Annotated in this window: 18 protein-coding genes; 16 read left to right on the top strand and 2 right to left on the bottom strand. The window is 53.2% G+C overall.

Annotated elements, in window-relative coordinates; translation table 11 throughout:
• Nucleotides 1–60 precede the first annotated feature (60 nt).
• The gene (locus L691_RS27480) at nt 61–654 is read right to left on the bottom strand and encodes a peptidylprolyl isomerase (RefSeq protein WP_051459271.1); all 594 of its coding nucleotides are present in this window, start codon (nt 652–654) and stop codon (nt 61–63) included.
• Nucleotides 655–872: 218 nt separating this feature from the next.
• Between L691_RS27480 and L691_RS0101255 the strand changes: the two genes are divergently transcribed.
• Complete coding sequence (locus L691_RS0101255; RefSeq protein ID WP_408634725.1) at nt 873–2,096, top strand: MFS transporter; 1,224 nt, start codon at nt 873–875, stop codon at nt 2,094–2,096.
• Nucleotides 2,097–2,164: 68 nt separating this feature from the next.
• On the opposite strand, the gene L691_RS0101260 is transcribed toward L691_RS0101255, so the two are convergent.
• Nucleotides 2,165–2,761, bottom strand: coding sequence for a hypothetical protein (locus L691_RS0101260; protein WP_025688273.1), 597 nt, complete (start codon nt 2,759–2,761; stop codon nt 2,165–2,167).
• A 193-nt stretch (nt 2,762–2,954) separates the two neighbouring features.
• On the opposite strand from L691_RS0101260, the gene L691_RS0101265 reads away from it, so the two are divergent.
• The 15 genes from L691_RS0101265 to L691_RS0101330 form a co-directional block, all read left to right on the top strand.
• On the top strand, nt 2,955–4,847 hold the full coding sequence (locus tag L691_RS0101265; RefSeq protein WP_025688275.1) for a sensor histidine kinase: 1,893 nt from the start codon (nt 2,955–2,957) through the stop codon (nt 4,845–4,847).
• Between the two features lie 39 nt (nt 4,848–4,886).
• Nucleotides 4,887–5,045 carry a hypothetical protein gene (locus tag L691_RS31705; RefSeq protein WP_156934121.1) on the top strand — a complete coding sequence of 53 codons (159 nt, stop codon included), beginning with the start codon at nt 4,887–4,889 and terminating at the stop codon, nt 5,043–5,045.
• Nucleotides 5,046–5,049: 4 nt separating this feature from the next.
• Complete coding sequence (locus tag L691_RS31710; protein ID WP_156934122.1) at nt 5,050–5,199, top strand: hypothetical protein; 150 nt, start codon at nt 5,050–5,052, stop codon at nt 5,197–5,199.
• A 337-nt stretch (nt 5,200–5,536) separates the two neighbouring features.
• On the top strand, nt 5,537–7,183 hold the full coding sequence (locus tag L691_RS0101275) for a sensor histidine kinase (protein WP_025688277.1): 1,647 nt from the start codon (nt 5,537–5,539) through the stop codon (nt 7,181–7,183).
• Between the two features lie 24 nt (nt 7,184–7,207).
• The gene (locus tag L691_RS0101280; protein WP_025688279.1) at nt 7,208–7,843 is read left to right on the top strand and encodes a response regulator; all 636 of its coding nucleotides are present in this window, start codon (nt 7,208–7,210) and stop codon (nt 7,841–7,843) included.
• A gap of 279 nt (nt 7,844–8,122) precedes the next feature.
• Nucleotides 8,123–8,863, top strand: coding sequence for a YveK family protein (locus L691_RS0101285; RefSeq protein ID WP_025688281.1), 741 nt, complete (start codon nt 8,123–8,125; stop codon nt 8,861–8,863).
• Nucleotides 8,847–9,485 carry a CpsD/CapB family tyrosine-protein kinase gene (locus tag L691_RS0101290; RefSeq protein ID WP_025688282.1) on the top strand — a complete coding sequence of 213 codons (639 nt, stop codon included), beginning with the start codon at nt 8,847–8,849 and terminating at the stop codon, nt 9,483–9,485. The genes L691_RS0101285 and L691_RS0101290 overlap by 17 nt, the downstream gene beginning before the upstream one ends.
• Before the next feature lie 47 nt (nt 9,486–9,532).
• Nucleotides 9,533–10,420 carry a UTP--glucose-1-phosphate uridylyltransferase GalU gene (gene galU, locus L691_RS0101295; RefSeq protein WP_084653763.1) on the top strand — a complete coding sequence of 296 codons (888 nt, stop codon included), beginning with the start codon at nt 9,533–9,535 and terminating at the stop codon, nt 10,418–10,420.
• A gap of 63 nt (nt 10,421–10,483) precedes the next feature.
• Nucleotides 10,484–11,173, top strand: coding sequence for a sugar transferase (locus L691_RS0101300; RefSeq protein ID WP_025688286.1), 690 nt, complete (start codon nt 10,484–10,486; stop codon nt 11,171–11,173).
• A 22-nt stretch (nt 11,174–11,195) separates the two neighbouring features.
• Nucleotides 11,196–12,140, top strand: a complete 945-nt coding sequence (locus L691_RS0101305; protein ID WP_025688288.1) for a glycosyltransferase — start codon at nt 11,196–11,198, stop codon at nt 12,138–12,140.
• Nucleotides 12,141–12,144: 4 nt separating this feature from the next.
• On the top strand, nt 12,145–13,494 hold the full coding sequence (locus L691_RS0101310) for an O-antigen ligase family protein (protein WP_232229064.1): 1,350 nt from the start codon (nt 12,145–12,147) through the stop codon (nt 13,492–13,494).
• Nucleotides 13,491–14,264, top strand: coding sequence for a WecB/TagA/CpsF family glycosyltransferase (locus L691_RS0101315; protein WP_025688290.1), 774 nt, complete (start codon nt 13,491–13,493; stop codon nt 14,262–14,264). Before L691_RS0101310 ends, L691_RS0101315 begins: the two co-directional genes overlap by 4 nt.
• A 35-nt stretch (nt 14,265–14,299) precedes the next feature.
• Nucleotides 14,300–15,793, top strand: coding sequence for an O-antigen ligase family protein (locus L691_RS0101320; protein WP_025688293.1), 1,494 nt, complete (start codon nt 14,300–14,302; stop codon nt 15,791–15,793).
• 101 nt (nt 15,794–15,894) lie between these two features.
• Nucleotides 15,895–16,194 carry a hypothetical protein gene (locus L691_RS0101325; protein WP_025688294.1) on the top strand — a complete coding sequence of 100 codons (300 nt, stop codon included), beginning with the start codon at nt 15,895–15,897 and terminating at the stop codon, nt 16,192–16,194.
• The coding region (locus tag L691_RS0101330; protein ID WP_025688296.1) for a glycosyltransferase family 4 protein at nt 16,184–17,149 on the top strand (966 nt) is incomplete at its 3' end. The genes L691_RS0101325 and L691_RS0101330, both read left to right, overlap by 11 nt.

Raw genomic sequence — 17,149 nt, forward strand, 5'->3', positions numbered from 1 at the left:
TTGGGCCTTTTTAATTCCATAATATTTGTTCTCCCGTAAGGATTCCGGATTATGCAGCCGTTACTGAACTTTACTTGGCTCAGGATAGGTGACACCCAAGGTGTCCACCGATGCTTTCTTGATTACCGGCGGATTTGCGGGGCGGTCGTTGGCGTCTCGCGGAAGATTGGCGATCGCGTCGACGACTTCAAGCCCTTCGGTGACTTTACCGAAGGCCGCATATATTCCGTCCAAACTCGGCGCGGCGTCCGTCATGATGAAAAATTGCGATCCCGCCGAATCGGGATCATTGGCCCGGGCCATCGACAGAACGCCTCTTGTGTGCAGGAGCGAGTTAGAGAAGCCGTTCTCGGAGAATTCTCCGGAGATGCTGTATCCGGGCCCTCCCATGCCTGTCCCTTCAGGGTCCCCTCCCTGAATCATGAACCCGGGAATAACACGGTGAAATATCGTACCGTTATAGAACCCTTTTTGAATTAATGAAATAAAATTGTTCACCGTATTCGGCGCAACCTCGGGATACAGCTCGGCCTTGATGATGCCGCCGTCCTCCATTTCGATGGTCACCAGAGGGTGGCTTGCCTGCGACCCCGACCCCGCGGCCTGGGATGCGCTGCCCGGCTTACTTCCGCAGCCGGAAGCCAAGGCCAGCATCAGAAGGCCGAGAATCGCCCATACGGTGAAAGAATGGTTGCGTACAAGTTTCACTTATCGTCTCTCCTTTTCTTCATTAATATCCGTTCGTCATATGCCATCATAACCCGGGCCAAACCGCTTTGCAAAATTCGCTCGGAACAACGGGATTGGCACAAGCCGCAAAGAGGTTTACAATAATTAGGATGCTTCGTAGATTATTGAAAGGAATGTACTGCGTGGGGAATTTTTCATGGAAGCGTAATCTGGCCGTACTTTGGATAGGCGTGTTTTTTTGCAGCACCTCGTATTCGCTCTCGATTCCGTTCATGTCCATTTTTCTGAGCGATGATCTGGGGGTGGACAGCCATCTGGAGATATGGTCAGGCATCGCATTCGGCATCTCGTTTCTGGCCAGCGCGCTGATTTCTCCTTTCTGGGGGTCCCTGTCAGACAAATATGGACGCAAGCCGATGCTCATTCGTTCCGGCTTCAGCCTGGCCGCACTCTATTTGATGAATTATTTTGTCTATGATCCATATGTATTTCTTGTTGTCCGGGTCCTTCAAGGACTTCTGGCCGGGTTCGTGCCGGCGTCGATCGCATTGGTGGCGACGAATACGCCGGAGGAGAAGACCGGGTATGCGCTTGGCGTGATGTCCACCTCGGGTGCTGCCGGAAGCATCATCGGTCCGCTCATCGGCGGTGTGATCAGCTATTATTACGGGAACCGCAGCGCCTTTCTGTTCTCAGCGGCGATTGTGCTGGTGTCAGCGGTAATTGCTACCTTTTTTGTGAAAGAGCAGGTCTATGACCGGTCGGCTGTGAGATCACGGGTACGCGATGATATCAGGGAGGCTAGGAGTAACCGAGCTTTCGTTGCTCTAATGGCGCTGACGGGAATCAGCAGCTTTTCCGTGATGATTCTGGAGCCGCTTATTCCCATTTACATGCTGGATATGGGGATTGCGAAGAATAGTGCGTCGCTTACTTCGGGGATCGTCTTTTCATCGGTAGGCATAGCTACCGTGCTGATGGCTCCAAGGTGGGGAAAAATAGGCGGACGTAAAGGCTACGACTTCATCCTGTTTATCGGGCTTCTGGGCGGCGGAATCGGCAATATCCTGCAGTTCTTGGTTTCCGGTTATATCCAGTTCGCGCTGCTCCGGTTTGTCTATGGACTATTCTACGCCGGGGTTCTTCCTTCCATTAATGCTATGGTCGTACAGGTAACGGAGCCGAGCTTTCGGGGACGCGCTTTCGGTCTCAACCAATCGGTTTCCCAACTGGCGACCATGGCGGGACCTATCCTTGGCGGCATGCTTGGAGCCTTTCTTCCCATTCCAGTGGTGTTCGTAATTAACGGGCTGATCCTGTTAACTGCCGCGCTGCTTGTGAAGAGACGCCGGCTTGAAGCCCGTGTTGGCGCCGCAAGGGCGGGGGAGACTCCTTCTTCCTTATGAGGAGAGCGGGCCGTAGCGAAGTTAAGGTGCCGCCAGACGGAGGTCGCCTGGCGGCGCTTTCATTTTCTTTATTCATCTTCGCCCGTTGAGCCGTTCAGCACATCTGTGCCTGGCATAGCATCAAGTGAAGGGGATGCCGGATCGACCGGACTGCCAGCCTGAATATCGTCGGCGTCAGGAATATCCTCCAGCGGATCGATTTCGTCCTCCGAAGTCCATTCGTCATTGGCGTAATCGCTAACGCCTTGAATCAGCCCGGCGGCGCCGGCGGCCAGGGAAGCATCGGAGTGCAGCAGCTCATCCCGGTTTGAAGGAGGTCCTCCAAGGATGCGGTCCTTCCTGCCGGGTGGATCGTCCTGCCCCGGATCGGAAGCGTTCAACCCGATATCCGCAGCCAGCCTCGGATCACGGGCCAATGCTTCATTGAAATCGGAATATACGATTCCTTCGGCAGTGGAAGCGGCGCCGACCGGATCGTGGCTGGTAAAGGGAGATTCGATTGGAACACGAACGCTGCCAGAGGCCTCTTCGCTCATGCTTTGCGCAGTTTCTGTACCCACAAGCCGGATGTCGCCTGCCGGAATGTCCTGTTCCAGAGAGACGCCGCCCATTTTGACATAGCGTTCATACGTAAAATCGGCTTCCGTCTTATTGAAATTGGCCATAGTACTCATCTCCTCTTGGATGGGTCGAATGACGTCTAAAAGGGCCTATATTAATTTTATACCCTTCTAAAGCCAAACGAATCCCTGAAGCGGAATCGCGCCGTTGTATTTTTGAGCAGCATAAAGGAACAAATCGAAAAATGTCGAAAATGATAGCGTACGATATACCTATTTCAGATATTGAGGTGCCACAATGAAATTGCCACTATACAAAATAGCGGCTGTAGTGTTTGTCATACTGCTGTTGGCTTCCATGATTGAGGTTGGAATTGCGATGGAGCGGGGGAAACAAGAGGGCAGAGAACTCCAGGGGTGGCAGCTGAAATGGGTGAACGCAGCAATAGGAGAAGGAGTGTATCCTCCCCGCACGGAATCAGGGTGGATTGACGTGTCGCCTTCGGACGATCTGCCTGAGGTTTCGGGAGTTATGACCGGGGTATGGTTCCGTACTTCTTTGCCTCCGCTCGGGAGCAATTCGGCCGCGCTGTTAAATAAAGTTTATGGAAGTGACATCAGAGCTTATGTGGACGATACGCTGGTATACGATTCGAACGGTAGAGGAAGCCGAGGAGGAGGCAAGCTTCTGATTCCGCTAACAGCGCCGCAAGTAGGCAAAGAGTTGTACATCTACAGCGGAGGGACCGGCAGCCGCCTTGGCTTGGAAGGAGAGATCAAGGTTGGCAGCTACGCCAAGCTGCTAAATGTTTACTTGAAGGAAAATCTGCTGGATCTCATGATCGGCGGGTCGCTCATTTTTATGGCCGTCGTCCTGGGCGTGTGCTCGGTATTTTTGAAAAGAGAGCTGTTTGTCAACGGAATTCTGCTCATGCTGATCATGCTGTCGTCCGGGGTGCTGATGATCTACTATTCTCCTTATCTTGAAATTGTAATGGAGAATAAATCCAGGTGGTTGGAGCTGCTGTTCGATGCGGCGCTGTTCACACTGCTTCCAGCATTCACCTACTTTTTCGAGAAGTTATTTGGTTCGGGCCTGTTCAAAGCCGTCGCCCGGCTGAGGAAGCTCCAAATAGGATATTCGCTGTTCTGCGTAGGACTTAGCGTACTCAATATTGCCTTGTCTTACCGCCTAGACGTTCTGTATAGAATTTTTACAGTTGATGTCGTGGGAATTCTTATGATTATTCAGTTCCTGCTCCTGCTGGGACTTGCGATCCGGTACTCCCTTCGCGGCAATGTGGAGGCCATTATTTTCACCACCGGATTTGCCTTGTTTGCGCTAGCGTCGCTCAGCGAGCTGTCCCTGTACTATATGTCCGGCGAGAAGTACCAGCTGTACTGGTGGAAATGGGGCATCGTCGGTTTTCTTGTTTCCCTGATTGTCATCGTAGGGCGCAGATTCGCCAGGAATCACGAACAAGTGGTGGAATATTCCAAAGAACTGGAGAAGTTCAACAACGATCTTCAGCGTTCTGAGAAAATGGAAATTATTAGCGAGCTGGCCGCATCGGTGGCGCATGAGGTACGCAATCCGCTCCAGGTTACGAGAGGCTTTCTGCAAATTATCGGCGGAGCTCAGGGCAGCAAGGAAAGGGAATACTTGCAATTGGCGATTTCGGAGCTGGACCGGGCCTCGCATATTATCAATGATTTCCTCACATTTGCCAAGCCGGCGATGGATAAGGTGGAATGTCTGGATGTCGGGGAAGAACTGAGGCATGTCGCGGGCATTCTGCTGCCTCTGGCCCAACTTCAGGGGAGCCGAATCGAGATTCATACGGAAACCGGTCTGTACGTCAAGTTCAATTCTTCCAAGTTCAAGCAGGCGCTGATCAATATTATCAAGAACGGCATTGAAGCCCTCCAGGACAACGGGCTGGTGACCATTACTGCCCAGAAATCCGGCGCTTACGTGATCATTAGCGTTCGGGATACGGGGGAAGGCATGACGGCCAGCGAGATCGCCCGGTTGGGGGAGCCTTATTATTCCAATAAAACGAAAGGCACCGGACTCGGATTGATGGTAACCTTCCGGCTCATTGAAGCGATGAAAGGCACGATCGAGTTTCAGAGCACCAAGGGAAAGGGGACGGAAGCAAGAGTCAAACTGCCTGCCGTGAAACCGTGAGTCCCGCTTGTTCAGGAAAGTCTGCTAGGACTATATCTGGTGCTAGAGGTACAGAGGGCCGCCGGCGCCCCTGTCGCTACACAGACCCAGCCTTGGGCCCAAGGCAGCTGGATAAAGGAATGGAGAGAGACGGGACTTTTGGCGGAAGGAACCGTCTTTCGGTCGGAGGAGACGCAAAACCCTCGCGGCGAGATTTGAGGAAGTGATGGAGTGGATGGAGGGGGGCAACCCCCGGGACGCCGACAGAGCGGCTCAGGCGCTCGCTGGAAGGGATGCTTCTGGATTGCTGCGGCGTGGGCTGATCAAGAAATACATGGGAGTCTCTCCGCAGGAAAGCCGCGGCAATGTGTGAGCTCGGATGCTTGAACGGTACCGTTCGGTAAAAGGACGCCGTCAGCCGTCTCTCCTTATCCGGTTAGAACTCCTTGTGCTGTTGGAAATACTTGTGGTATTTTAGCTGACATAAAACTCAATGTTAATTACCAAATTATCCCCTTATACCCCATTTTTGATTGAATAAAACAGGCGAAAATAAAAAAAATATCCTTAATTTTTAACTATGAAACCGTTATCAGGTAGAAAGGTAACTTGTTATTGTCATCTTTCTTTTGTATGATGCATTTAACACAGCGGTTTAAAGGCAGGTAAAAACTCGCATTTTCCACAAATTTGGAGAATTGGGTGGTGGGATGAATATCAGGTTGTCTGCGGAAGATCGTATGATTACATTTTTCAGGTACTTATCACTATTCCTTACTTCGCTGATGTTCTTGGTAACGCGCACGGGTCCTGCCCTCGTTTATAAAATTTTGATTATTCTGGCGCTGGGCTTGCTGGCTCATGTGTTTACGGCCTCTTATCGGAGTTTCCGGCACAGGCCGCGTGCCGTTATGGCGTTGGTTAGTATTGAGATGCTGCTGATTCTTCTGCTGGCCATTGGTACAGGCGGATACAACAGCCCATTCAAGCTGTATTCGCTTAATCCTATTTTGATTGCAGCGGGTTCCTTGTCCTTTTATTTTTGCTGGAGCCTGCTCGCCGGCTATTTTGCCATCTTCCTTGGATTTTGCTATTTTTTTTATAAATCAGCGGATGACACCTTTGCCTCTGTTCTGCTGGAGAACGGAAATCTGTTCCTGGCCCTTGCGCTCACGGCAATCTTTTTGCAGCTGCTTTCGAAGCTTAAGCGGCAGCGGGAGGAAGCCGAGGCGCGCACGGACGAAATGCTAGAGCATATCAAATCGCTGTATCAAATCGTGGAAACCTCAAGCGAGCATGATTTTATGAACATCGGACAAGTGATTACCGACTATGCCCTCAAGCTGACGAAGCTGAACAAAGCGCTGTTCTGGTTCGCGGGAAACAGCGGGGGGCCGGCGCTTGTAAGCCGCCAGACCGGTTGGCTGCCCGAGGAGGAAGGAACTCTATTCGGGGAGCTCAAGAAATATGAGCCTGAATGGCGGCGTCAGAAGGAACCGATATTCAGGAGCATTCCCGGATTCGGGGACATGCTGCTGATGCCGGTTCGGATGAGCACCCGGTTTGTCGGCGTCATCGGGGTAAAGCTTGAAGCGCATGAGGGACTGGAGGGCCGGAGATGGTACATCCAGCAGCTGATGTTTCTGGCGGAGCTCAGCGCGATTACGCTGGAACGCCATGAGCTGAGCGTCACCGAGAACCGTCTCATTGTGACCAATGAGCAGAACCGGATTGCCGACGAAATGCATGACAGCGTCTCGCAGAGCCTGTTCGGCATTGTCTATGCAGCGCATTCTCTCAAGCAGGCCTGCCGAAAAATGACGCCCTCCCAGCTGGAGGAGCAGATTGAGCTGATCCATGATTCGGCGACCAAGGCCGCCAAGGAACTGAGGATTACCATTTACAGTTTGAGCTCCAAGAAAAGCGGCGGTCCGACCTGGCTCGGTATGGTAAGATCGCATCTCAAAAGCTTGTCGAGGCTGAATGATGTCGAGATTGATTTCAAAGTGAAGGGCGACGACTTCAGCCTGCCCTACCCCTATCATAAAGCGCTTTTCCGGATTATATCCGAAGCGACCGGCAATGCCATTCGCCACGGCGGCGCCGGCAATATTGAGGTTGAGCTGACCTTGAAGCCAAGATGGATCGGACTGGCTATTCGCGACGATGGGGTCGGCTTCGATACCGATCTGCTGTGGACCCGTTCGGAGGAGGGGACAGGCGGCCTCGGAATGAAGAACATGCAGCATTTGGCGAGTTCCCTTGGCGGTGATTTCCAGTTATCCAGCAACGAAAATGCAGGTACCCAGATTCTGATTTCAATTCCGGTAGGCGTGGTTGAATTAATGAACGCATAAAGGATGATAGGAGGTCTTTGCATTATGGAAATCGTAATTGTGGATGATCACCCCCTCGTTAGAAGAGGGCTGGCAGCTGTTATTTCTATGCAGCCTAATTTGAAATTTGCGGGCGAAGCAACGAACGGTGAAGAGGCTCTGCGCGTCTTTGAAGAGGTGCGGCCTGATTTGGTGCTGATCGATTTGAAGCTTGCCGACGAGTCGGGGATTGATGTGATCAAGGCCGCGCGCAGACGCGGAATCGAAAGCAAGTTCATCCTGCTGACATCCTCGGCAAGCCGGGAAGATTTCCTGAAGGCGGAGGAAGTGCTGGTCGACGGCTATGTACTGAAAGAAGCGCTCCCTGAGGAGCTGCTGTTTGCCATTCAACTGGTCTATAAGGGCAGGAAGTATTACGATCCCGGCCTGATGGAAGACAAGATGAGAATGAGCGGCAAGGGTCCGACGGATGAATTGACGCCCAAGGAACGGGAAGTGCTGATCGAGCTGGGGCAGGGCGCCTGCAACCGGGAAATTGCTTCCCGGCTCTTCATCAGCGAGTTCACGGTCAAGAAGCATGTCAGTCAAATTTTGGCCAAGCTTCAGGTTGCGGACCGCACCCAGGCCGCGCTTTACGCGAACGCGGTTGGCTTAACTAAATACGAGATGTCTGTCGAATAATCGGCAGGCGAATAAAATTTCATATTTACAAGCATGGACATCTTGTCCGTGCTTTTTTTCTTTTTCGGCAAATTTCGCCAGCGATGTGTCAACACAGCTTATGCCTTATGGTACTAAAGTATACTATGAATTGGCCTAAAGTGGAAATTTTCTTTATTCAAAAGTGAAAACGAAAGTAATGGCAGGGACCATGCCCCGAAAAATGTGGATTGTTAGAATTAAAGTAAGTTACCTGAAATTTTCAGAAGTCTTTCAAAATCCAACGGAAGGAGGCTCGCTGTGGAAAAGACGATTTTGGATTACCTGAATCTGATCAAAAAAAGGTTATGGCTCATCGTGCTGTTCGTGTTGATCTCCTGCAGCACCACCTATTATGTCAGCAAGAATTACGTGGTGCCCGTCTATTCCGCATCTGCACAGCTGCTGGTGAACAACGCCGCTGACCTGCCGGAAGGCAATAACCTGAACAATCTGAATTTCAGTCTTAATTTGATCGGAAGTTACAAGGAAATCATTAAATCGCCGGCCATTATGGACCGTGTCGCCGCCGCGCATCCGGAATTCGGGCTTACAGGAGACGCGCTCAGCTCCAAGGTAGCCATCAAATCTTCAGAGGGAAGCCAGATCATCAATCTCAGTGTGGAGGATACAAGCTACGCGAAGGCAGCCGGCATCGCCAATGCCGTATCGCAGACTTTTATTCGCACCCTGCCGGAGCTGATGAATATGAACAACGTCAACTTCCTCACTCGTGCGGACCCGAAAGATGTTCCGGGGCCGATAAACGCAGGGTTTACGATGAATCTGATTATCAGCTTTGTCGTATCGGTGATGGCGGCTCTGGGAATTATCCTGCTGCTGGAGACGGTGAACGGCTCCCTTCGCTCCGAGAAGGAAGCGATGCACGAGTTTGGTCTTCCGGTCATCGGAACAATTCCGGTCATCCGCAAACGCGACCTCGGCAAGGATGGAGACAACAAAGCAAGAGTAGGGGAGGGAGCGTATGCTGCGGTTAAGTAACAGCCTCATTGCCGAACGAAATCCACAGTCGCATGTGTCTGAATCATTCCGCTCGCTTCGCACCTACATCCGTCAGCTCGGGCTGCTGCAGGGTGGAGGCAAATCGCTGCTCTTCACGTCCGGGGGTGCGGGGGAGGGAAAGACGACCGTTCTTGCTAATCTCGCCGTATCCTTTGTGCAGGAAGGAAAAAAGGTCGCCGTGGTGGATTGCAACTTACGGAGCCCCGGCCTTCATACGGTGTTCGGAGTGGAGAATAGCGACGGGCTGGCTGACTGTCTGAGCGGCCAGAAGGAGACCGGCAAGATCGGCGTGTACGGCAACCTGGCCAATCTTACGATCGTGACGGCAGGAGTCTCATCCATTAGTCCGCCTGATCTGTTGGGCAACGCCAAGATGGCGGAGCTGCTGGAGGAATTGAAAGGAACCCATGATCTTGTTCTGCTGGACACGCCCCCTGCGGTGGAGTACAGCGATGCCCGGGTGCTTGCGCCGCTCACGGACGGCGTTATCATCATTGCCCGTTACGGCAAATCGAAGCGGGAGTTGATCGGCAAGGTCAAGACGCTGATGGAACAATCCGGGACCGCTATTCTCGGCATTACCATAAACCAATTCAAGTAATAATGAGCTGGACGCAAGCCAACAAAAATGACTTTTAGGAGGCACGGATGATGAAAAAAGTGAAAAAGGTAATTATTCCCGCAGCCGGACTGGGTACCCGTTTTCTTCCTGCAACTAAGGCGATGCCGAAGGAAATGCTTCCTATCATCAACAAGCCTACTATTCAGTACATTGTGGAGGAAGCGATCGCTTCCGGCATCGAGGATATTATTATCGTAACCGGTAAAGGAAAGCGGGCGATTGAAGATCATTTCGACAACGCCTTCGAGCTGGAATCGCGGCTGCTTGAGGATGGTAAGCTCGAACTCCTTCAGGAGGTACAGCGTTCATCCAAGGTTGAAATTCACTATATCCGGCAAAAAGAACCCAAAGGACTGGGACATGCGGTCTGGTGCGCCAGACGGTTCATCGGCGACGAGCCATTCGGCGTAATGCTCGGCGACGATATTGTTGCCGGACAGACGCCATGCCTCAAACAACTGATCGACCAGTATGAGGAAACGCAGAACTCGGTTATCGGCGTGCAGGAAATTCCCGATGAATTCACCAACCGGTACGGCATTATCGAGCCGGATTTCCAGGACGGCCGTCTGTACCGCGTCCACAACTTTGTCGAGAAGCCGCCGCTCGGCACCGCCCCTTCCAATCTGGCGATTATGGGCCGCTACGTGTTTACGCCGAAGATCTTTAAATATCTCGATCTGCAGGAAAAAGGCGCCGGAGGCGAAATCCAGCTGACCGACGCGATCCAGAAGCTGAACCAAAGCGAGCGGGTCTACGCCTACAATTTCGATGGAACGAGATACGACGTCGGAGAACGGCTCGGTTATATTTTGACAACGCTGGAGTTCGCTTTGGAGAACAAGGACTTGCGCTACCCTCTCATGGATGCTATGGCGGCATGGCTCAGCAAGGCGGAACAAGCCACCAGTTAACAGGCTGAAGCGCAGGGACTTATATATTACGGGCTGATCATTACAAGGAGGATTGAGAGGGAAATGAGCATGCCAAAAATGCCGGATGACGCTGAGCCGATTCTGTCTAATGTTTACGTGCTGCATGCCGAAGAAGCGCGGGAAGCCAGTTCCTACCTGGTAGTGAAGCGGGTAATCGACATTCTTTTTTCCGCTCTGTGCCTATTCCTGCTGCTGCCCCTGTTTGCCGTAATCGCCGTACTGATCAAATTGGATGACCCGAAAGGGAAAGTGTTCTTCCGCCAGACCCGTGTCGGCAAGGACGAGAAGCCGTTTGAGATGTACAAGTTCAGGTCCATGATCTCGAATGCCGAGGAACTGAAGAAGAATCTCATGGCTTACAACGAGGTCAGCGGGGCGATGTTCAAGATGAAGAATGATCCCCGCATAACAAAGATAGGGAAGTTCCTGCGCAAGACAAGCATTGACGAGCTTCCCCAACTCTGGAATGTGCTGGTTGGCAACATGAGTCTTGTCGGTCCCCGGCCGCCTCTTCCCGATGAAGTGGCGCAGTATTCGGAGTACGACAAGCAGCGGCTGACCGTAACGCCCGGCTGCACAGGCTACTGGCAGGTTCACGCGCGCAACAGTGTCGGCTTCGAGGAAATGGTCCAACTGGATCTCACGTATATCCGCATGCGGAGCACGGCGCTCGACTTGAAGATTATCCTAAAGACGGGACTCATGCTTCTGGGATCGAAAAATGCTTATTAATTAAGAAATTAGGTGAATGCCCATGTTTGAGCACGGAAACGTACCCCGGCTGTCAATCATCATTTGCACTTATAATCGGGCCGGGCTGTTATCCAAAACGCTGGATTCCCTGCTCGGGCTCGATATGCTGGATGAGGCAGAGGTCATTGTGGTCGATAACCGGTCGACTGATGATACGGCAGCCGTCGTGAGACGGTTCGTGGATCAATACGCAAGTATGATCCATATGAAGTATCTGCTGGAGCCGGTTCAGGGACTGTCGGCCGCCCGCAATGCGGGTATTCTGGCAGCCAAATCGCCGCTCATTGCCTTTCTCGACGACGATGCGCTGCCTGCCCGCACATGGATATCGACGATTGTAAACACCTTGGAAAGCAGACCGCGCGTGATGGCTATGGGCGGCAAGGTTGCTCCTATTTTTGAAAGCGGCAGACCGAACTGGCTGATTAAGCCGTTCGAGTTCCCTTACACCATTATGGATTTGGGCAACCGGATCAAAGAGTACCCTGGCAAATTCCACCCCTGCGGCGCCAACATGGCGATGAGGCGCGAGGTCTTTAACGTCAGCCTGTTTCCGCTGGAGCTTGGACGCAAGGGGGAATCGCTGTTGTCCGGCGAGGAGACCTGGCTGTTCGGAAAGATTCGGAAAGAAGGGCAATCCGTTCTTTATCATCCGCAGATGGCTGTGGACCACTTCATCTCGGCAAGCCGATTGACCGAGGAATGGATCATGAAGCGGTACTACAGTCAAGGGTTGTCCAATGCCCTCGGAAGCAGCGGCCAACTGGGCAGCCTGTCCCTTTGGGGCAAGACAGCGGCCAAAGTTCTGTATATTGCCGCCGACTCCGTACTGGCCGCGATATCCGGGAACGAAGGAAGAAAGCTGCTGAACAAATGCAGGCTGGAGAGCGTTCGCGGAACGCTTCACATGCTGCGGAATCGAAATCGGGAATCGGCGACGGGGTGAATGAATGATGATAAGCGGCCACCGGGCTTCCAAATTGTATGCTCTGCCGTATGGAATGCTGTTTCTTCTGTCGGCGCTGTTTCTAGGCACGGCAGTGATATACGAGCCGGCTGTCGCGGTTGCCGCTGTCGGATTGCTCCTTCTGCTCGTCGTATCCCTGTCCAGACCGGATTACATCAGTTATTTCGTGCTGCTGACGACAGCGATATCGATCAATTTTTTGTACGATGGAAGCTTGTTCGGAATGGAAATATTGTCGCTCTACAAGCTGGCAATGCTGGCTTTGCTTGTGCCCTGCATTCTGGTTAACGGACTGCGCTTCAAGCTCAGCTATCCGCTGTGGGCTCTGGCGGTGATGGTGTTCTTAACGTTCACCTTCTCCATCTGGCTGCCCCAGATGACGTCGTCTATTGCGGTCAAGGCGTTCATCGGACTTTCGCTTCCGTTTATGTTTCTCTTGATCAACTGGAAAAAAGAAGTGGCGCAGCGGCATATCTACATGATCTGCCTTCTGCCGGTCGTAAGCCTGCTGGTTGGAGCGCTGCTGCAGGCGGCCCATCTCCATCCCATGCTCAATGTGGAGTTTACAGGAGCGGTACGGATTCAAGGGGCGAATATTCCATCGCATCTTGCGATGCTTGCCTTTCTGGGAACGGTCATTCCATTCATCGAACTCAGACGGAATCCGGGCCATGAGCGTTTCTATTACAGTATCCTGGCCGTGAATTTCGTGACCTTGATCGGTACGGGAACCCGGGGGCCGCTTCTCGCGCTGCTTCCTGTGGCGCTGTACTACTTCTACGACATTTTCCGGCGCTATTTGAAAGGCAAGACCCGGTATCTGATTCCGCTGCTGTGCTCGGTGATCGTGATTTCTGGCGCGGCGTTCACGCAGTGGGACAATATCAAGAAACGTTCATTTGAAAGACAGACGAGCGATGGAATCGACCTGTCGGGACGTTCGGAGGCATGGGCTTACTTTTTGGAAAAAGCGTCGGGTTCTCCATTGGCGGGAAGAGGTCTTGGCGCCGTTACAGTAGCCAACGACGGCACACTGTATAAAGGCTTTGTCGTTCCCCACAACGAATATATCCGGTTTTACTTCGACGGGGGGTATATCGGCTCAATCCTGCTGCTGCTGTCCTTGTTGGCTGTGTTTATTCTGGTTTACAGAGCTTTGGCACCGCCGGTTAAGCCTTATTACCTGCTCTTTATAGCAGCATTTTTGATCTATTCGTTTTCTGATAATACGCTGTCGACGGTCCAATTTATTATTCCGTTCTGTTGGTACCTGAACTGCCTGTACCGGGCTTCGCAGCCAACCGATTCCCCACAAAAAGAAGTGATACGATGAATCAAGTGAACATGTTCGATGTCAACTTTAACAATTATGATTTCATGGACCTGCTGGAGTATATCGATACTACGATCCGGGAAAGGAATCATTCCTATATTCTGACCTGCAATGTGGATCATGTGATCAAGCTTCGCAAGGACAAGGAATTCCGGACGGTATACTCTGAAGCGGGCGCTGTGGTCGCGGACGGAATGCCCCTCATATGGGCTTCCAAGATGCTGGGCAAGCCGCTCAAGCAGAAGGTGTCCGGCGCCGACCTCTTCAGCAGATTGGGACATGCGTTCCAGCAGCGGAAATACCGGCTGTTCTTTCTCGGCTCTGCGGAGGGCGTGCCGGAGCGGGCTACGAAGAACCTCAAGGCGGCGTATCCGGATATTAACATTGTCGGTTGTTATTCTCCTTCCTACGGCTTCGAGAATAACAAGGAAGAGAACGAGCGGATTATCGGAATGCTGAATGAAACCCGGCCGGATATCGTATTCGTCGGCGTAGGGGCTCCCAAGCAGGAGAAATGGATCTACCGCCATTATCTAACCTACCGGGCGCCAATCTCGATTGGCGTCGGAGCAACGTTCGATTTTCTGTCCGGATCGGTCAAGCGTGCCCCTGATTTCATGCAAAAAAGCGGACTGGAATGGTTCTGGCGTCTAAGCCAGGAACCGGGAAGGCTGTGGAAGCGGTATTTGGTGGACGACGCCCAGTTTCTGCTCCTTCTGCTCAAGGAGATGCGCAAACGGGATAAAGCGAATGGACAGAGCCTTGAATAAAGGCTTATCCCTAAGGAATGGAGGTGTGGGAAACGATGATCAGCCGTCATCAAGGCAGTTCCGGTCTTATCCAGGCGGGAAACCTTCGCGCTCTGGCAACAGCGGGAATCTTTACCGCAGTCTGTGCGGTTCTGCCGCTGATGATCGGTTATGTCAGCGCGAAGCTCAGCTCATCGAGCGGCCTGCAGCTTGCCATGGTATCGGCTCTGCTGTTCCCGGCCCTTCTGCTTGCGCTGTTGAAGCCGCGGCTGCTCGTTATCTACACACTGCTCGTCTGGGCCATCGCTCCTGAACTTCGCCGCATAGCCGATTGGAGTGAAGGGGTCTACCATTCCGTATCTCTGCTCAGTCTGGCGCCTCTGCTTGCGGGCGGGGCGGTGGCCATCCCGGTTATGCGCAAAGTTCATGCCATCCGCCGTCCCTTTATGAGACTGCTGCTGCTGTTCGCGGTCCCGCTCGGCTATGCGACCTTGATTGGACTTGCGAAGAACGGGATGGGTTCGTTCTATGATCTGACGAATTATCTTGTTCCGCTGCTGCTGCTGCCATACTTTGCGGTGACGCCGTTTACGGCCCGTGATATTGACAAGCTGCTCGGCGGCTATGCCAATATGGCGGTTCTGGTTGCCGGATACGGGATTATCCAGTATTTGACGGTACCCGCGTGGGACGCCTTCTGGATGACGAACTCAGGAATGAATTCCATCGGCACGCCGCATCCGCTGGAGGTCAGAGTCTTCTCCACCCTAAATTCGCCGGGCCCTGCCGCCACTTTTCTCGTATTTGCTCTGGTGCCGATGATTCTTGAGAAAAGATGGAGGGGCGCGTTCGGTTGGATCGGCGTCCTGCTGGTGGTAGTGTGTCTGCTGACCACGCTGGTCCGGGCGGCATGGCTTCTCCTGCTGGTCATGCTTCTGGTGTACATCGTCTCCTCGTCGTCCAAAGGAAAATGGAAGACGCTGATCCAGGTGCTGTTCGTAGCGCTTGCTTTATTCTGGATCGTACCGAAGCTTCCGGGAGCGGAAGGGCTGACGGCCCGGTTGGAGACCCTCTCTTCCATCAAGGAGGACCGCTCGTATAATGACCGGTTGAATCTGCTGGGCAGCATGATTCCTGCGATCAAATCGAATCCCGTTGGTCAGGGGATCGGCAGCGTCGGACAGAGCACGAAGCTTGGAAACAGCGGCGAGCTGGGAGAGTATGGCATTATGGACAACGGGTTCATTGCCCTGATGCTCACCTTCGGCGCTCCGGGCGGTCTGTTGTTCTTCGGTGCGCTTGGCATGGCAGCTAAGCAGATCATCGCCAAAGTCACGGGTACAGGCCGGCTTCAGATGTATGCGAGGCTGGCCCTTGCAACATGGACTGGAGCGGTGGTCGGGCTTGTATCAGACAACGGTTTTCTCGGGCTTAAAGGTTATCTGATTTGGATGCTGATCGGCCTCGGCCTTAGCGCCAGAGAGGTAATGGACGGGAGAAAGACAGAAGCTCCCCAAGCTGCGGCCGGGCCGGGGGCTGCCCCCCGCTAAGCAGCAGGGCGGAAAGTCTGCTGTGGATGAAGACGACGATGAATTCCTATATGAGCATGAAGAGACGGAATGCGAACGGTTAGAAAAAGGAGGAAACCAGCATGGATTCAATGACAGGCGTGCTTGTAGGCCCGGGCTCTGGCCCGATTCCAGCGGTCAATACTTTCCGGGATGACATCATCCGGCTTGACAGGGTGATGTACCCCTGCCAACCGTTCGCCGAAGAGACTATCGCCCATGATGGAGGCGGGGAGTCTTCAGCGCAGATCGGGGCGAGTCAAGACTTCCCGGATCATGTGCGAATTCATGGTCGGCTTCAAACCTTACGGGCATTACGGGCACTGAGAGCCAGCCAGGCTGAGAAAAAGCGGGAGAAAGGAGAGGAAGGCAATGTCCTATAGTGACGGACTGAATATTATGTCGACCGGCCTAAGCTGGCCGACGGTGCAGCCCGGCGGACTCAACACGTATTACAAATCCATCTGCGAGCAGCTTTCTTCCCGCAACCGGGTGCACGCGCTGATCTGCAGCAAAGAGAAGCCGGAAACGCCGGAGGAACTCGTTATCCACAATGCCGGGGACCCGAAAGAATCGATCTGGAGGCGGAAGGATGCCTTTCAGAGAAAGGCATCGGAGCTGATGAACGCCGGGAAGGAACGGATTGATATCCTGTATTCCCATTTCGCTCCATACGGAGTCGGCCCCGCATTGGAGGCGAAGAAACGCGGCATTCCGGTCGTGATGACCTTTCACGGGCCTTGGAACGAGGAGATGAAAATCGAGGGGCAGGGCATCAAGCATCAGGTCAAGACCGCGATCGCCAAGTCGATTGAGCGCAAAGCATACCGGCTGGCGGATAAGTTCATTGTTCTCAGCGAGACTTTTCGGGATATTCTGCATTCGCTGCATGGCGTTCCGCTTGACAAGATCGTCATCATTCCTGGCGCGGCCAATATCGACCGGTTCATTCCGGCCAACAACCGGCTCGCCGTTCGGCGCATGCTGAATCTGCCGGAGGGGGCGACCACGGTGCTGACGGTCCGGAGACTGGTCAACCGGATGGGACTGCTTCAATTGCTGGAGGCGTGGCGCACGGTATCTGAACGCTTCCCGAACTCGATTCTGCTAATCGGGGGCAAAGGCCCCTTGCGGGCGGAGCTGGAGGAGCGGATCGCCGATTACGGGCTGGCTAGCAAGGTCCGGCTGCTCGGCTATATCCCCGATCATGAGCTGGCTTCGTACTATCAGGCGGCTGACCTGTTCGTCGTTCCGTCGCAAGCGCTGGAGGGCTTCGGCCTGATTACCACCGAGGCGCTTGCGAGCGGGCTGCCGGTCATGGCAACGCCGATTGGCGGG

Origin of the sequence: Paenibacillus zanthoxyli JH29, from assembly GCF_000520715.1 — a bacterium.
Taxonomy (GTDB): Bacteria; Bacillota; Bacilli; order Paenibacillales; family Paenibacillaceae; genus Paenibacillus_AQ; species Paenibacillus_AQ zanthoxyli.

Coding starts and splice junctions, on each gene's coding strand:
- L691_RS27480 (WP_051459271.1), bottom strand. CDS start 654: ATGCTGGCCTTGGCTTCCGGCTGCGGAAGTAAGCCGGGCAGCGCATCC.
- L691_RS0101260 (WP_025688273.1), bottom strand. CDS start 2,761: ATGGCCAATTTCAATAAGACGGAAGCCGATTTTACGTATGAACGCTAT.
- L691_RS0101265 (WP_025688275.1), top strand. CDS start 2,955: ATGAAATTGCCACTATACAAAATAGCGGCTGTAGTGTTTGTCATACTG.
- L691_RS0101275 (WP_025688277.1), top strand. CDS start 5,537: ATGAATATCAGGTTGTCTGCGGAAGATCGTATGATTACATTTTTCAGG.
- L691_RS0101280 (WP_025688279.1), top strand. CDS start 7,208: ATGGAAATCGTAATTGTGGATGATCACCCCCTCGTTAGAAGAGGGCTG.
- L691_RS0101290 (WP_025688282.1), top strand. CDS start 8,847: ATGCTGCGGTTAAGTAACAGCCTCATTGCCGAACGAAATCCACAGTCG.
- galU (WP_084653763.1), top strand. CDS start 9,533: ATGATGAAAAAAGTGAAAAAGGTAATTATTCCCGCAGCCGGACTGGGT.
- L691_RS0101300 (WP_025688286.1), top strand. CDS start 10,484: ATGAGCATGCCAAAAATGCCGGATGACGCTGAGCCGATTCTGTCTAAT.
- L691_RS0101305 (WP_025688288.1), top strand. CDS start 11,196: ATGTTTGAGCACGGAAACGTACCCCGGCTGTCAATCATCATTTGCACT.
- L691_RS0101310 (WP_232229064.1), top strand. CDS start 12,145: ATGATGATAAGCGGCCACCGGGCTTCCAAATTGTATGCTCTGCCGTAT.
- L691_RS0101315 (WP_025688290.1), top strand. CDS start 13,491: ATGAATCAAGTGAACATGTTCGATGTCAACTTTAACAATTATGATTTC.
- L691_RS0101320 (WP_025688293.1), top strand. CDS start 14,300: ATGATCAGCCGTCATCAAGGCAGTTCCGGTCTTATCCAGGCGGGAAAC.
- L691_RS0101325 (WP_025688294.1), top strand. CDS start 15,895: ATGGATTCAATGACAGGCGTGCTTGTAGGCCCGGGCTCTGGCCCGATT.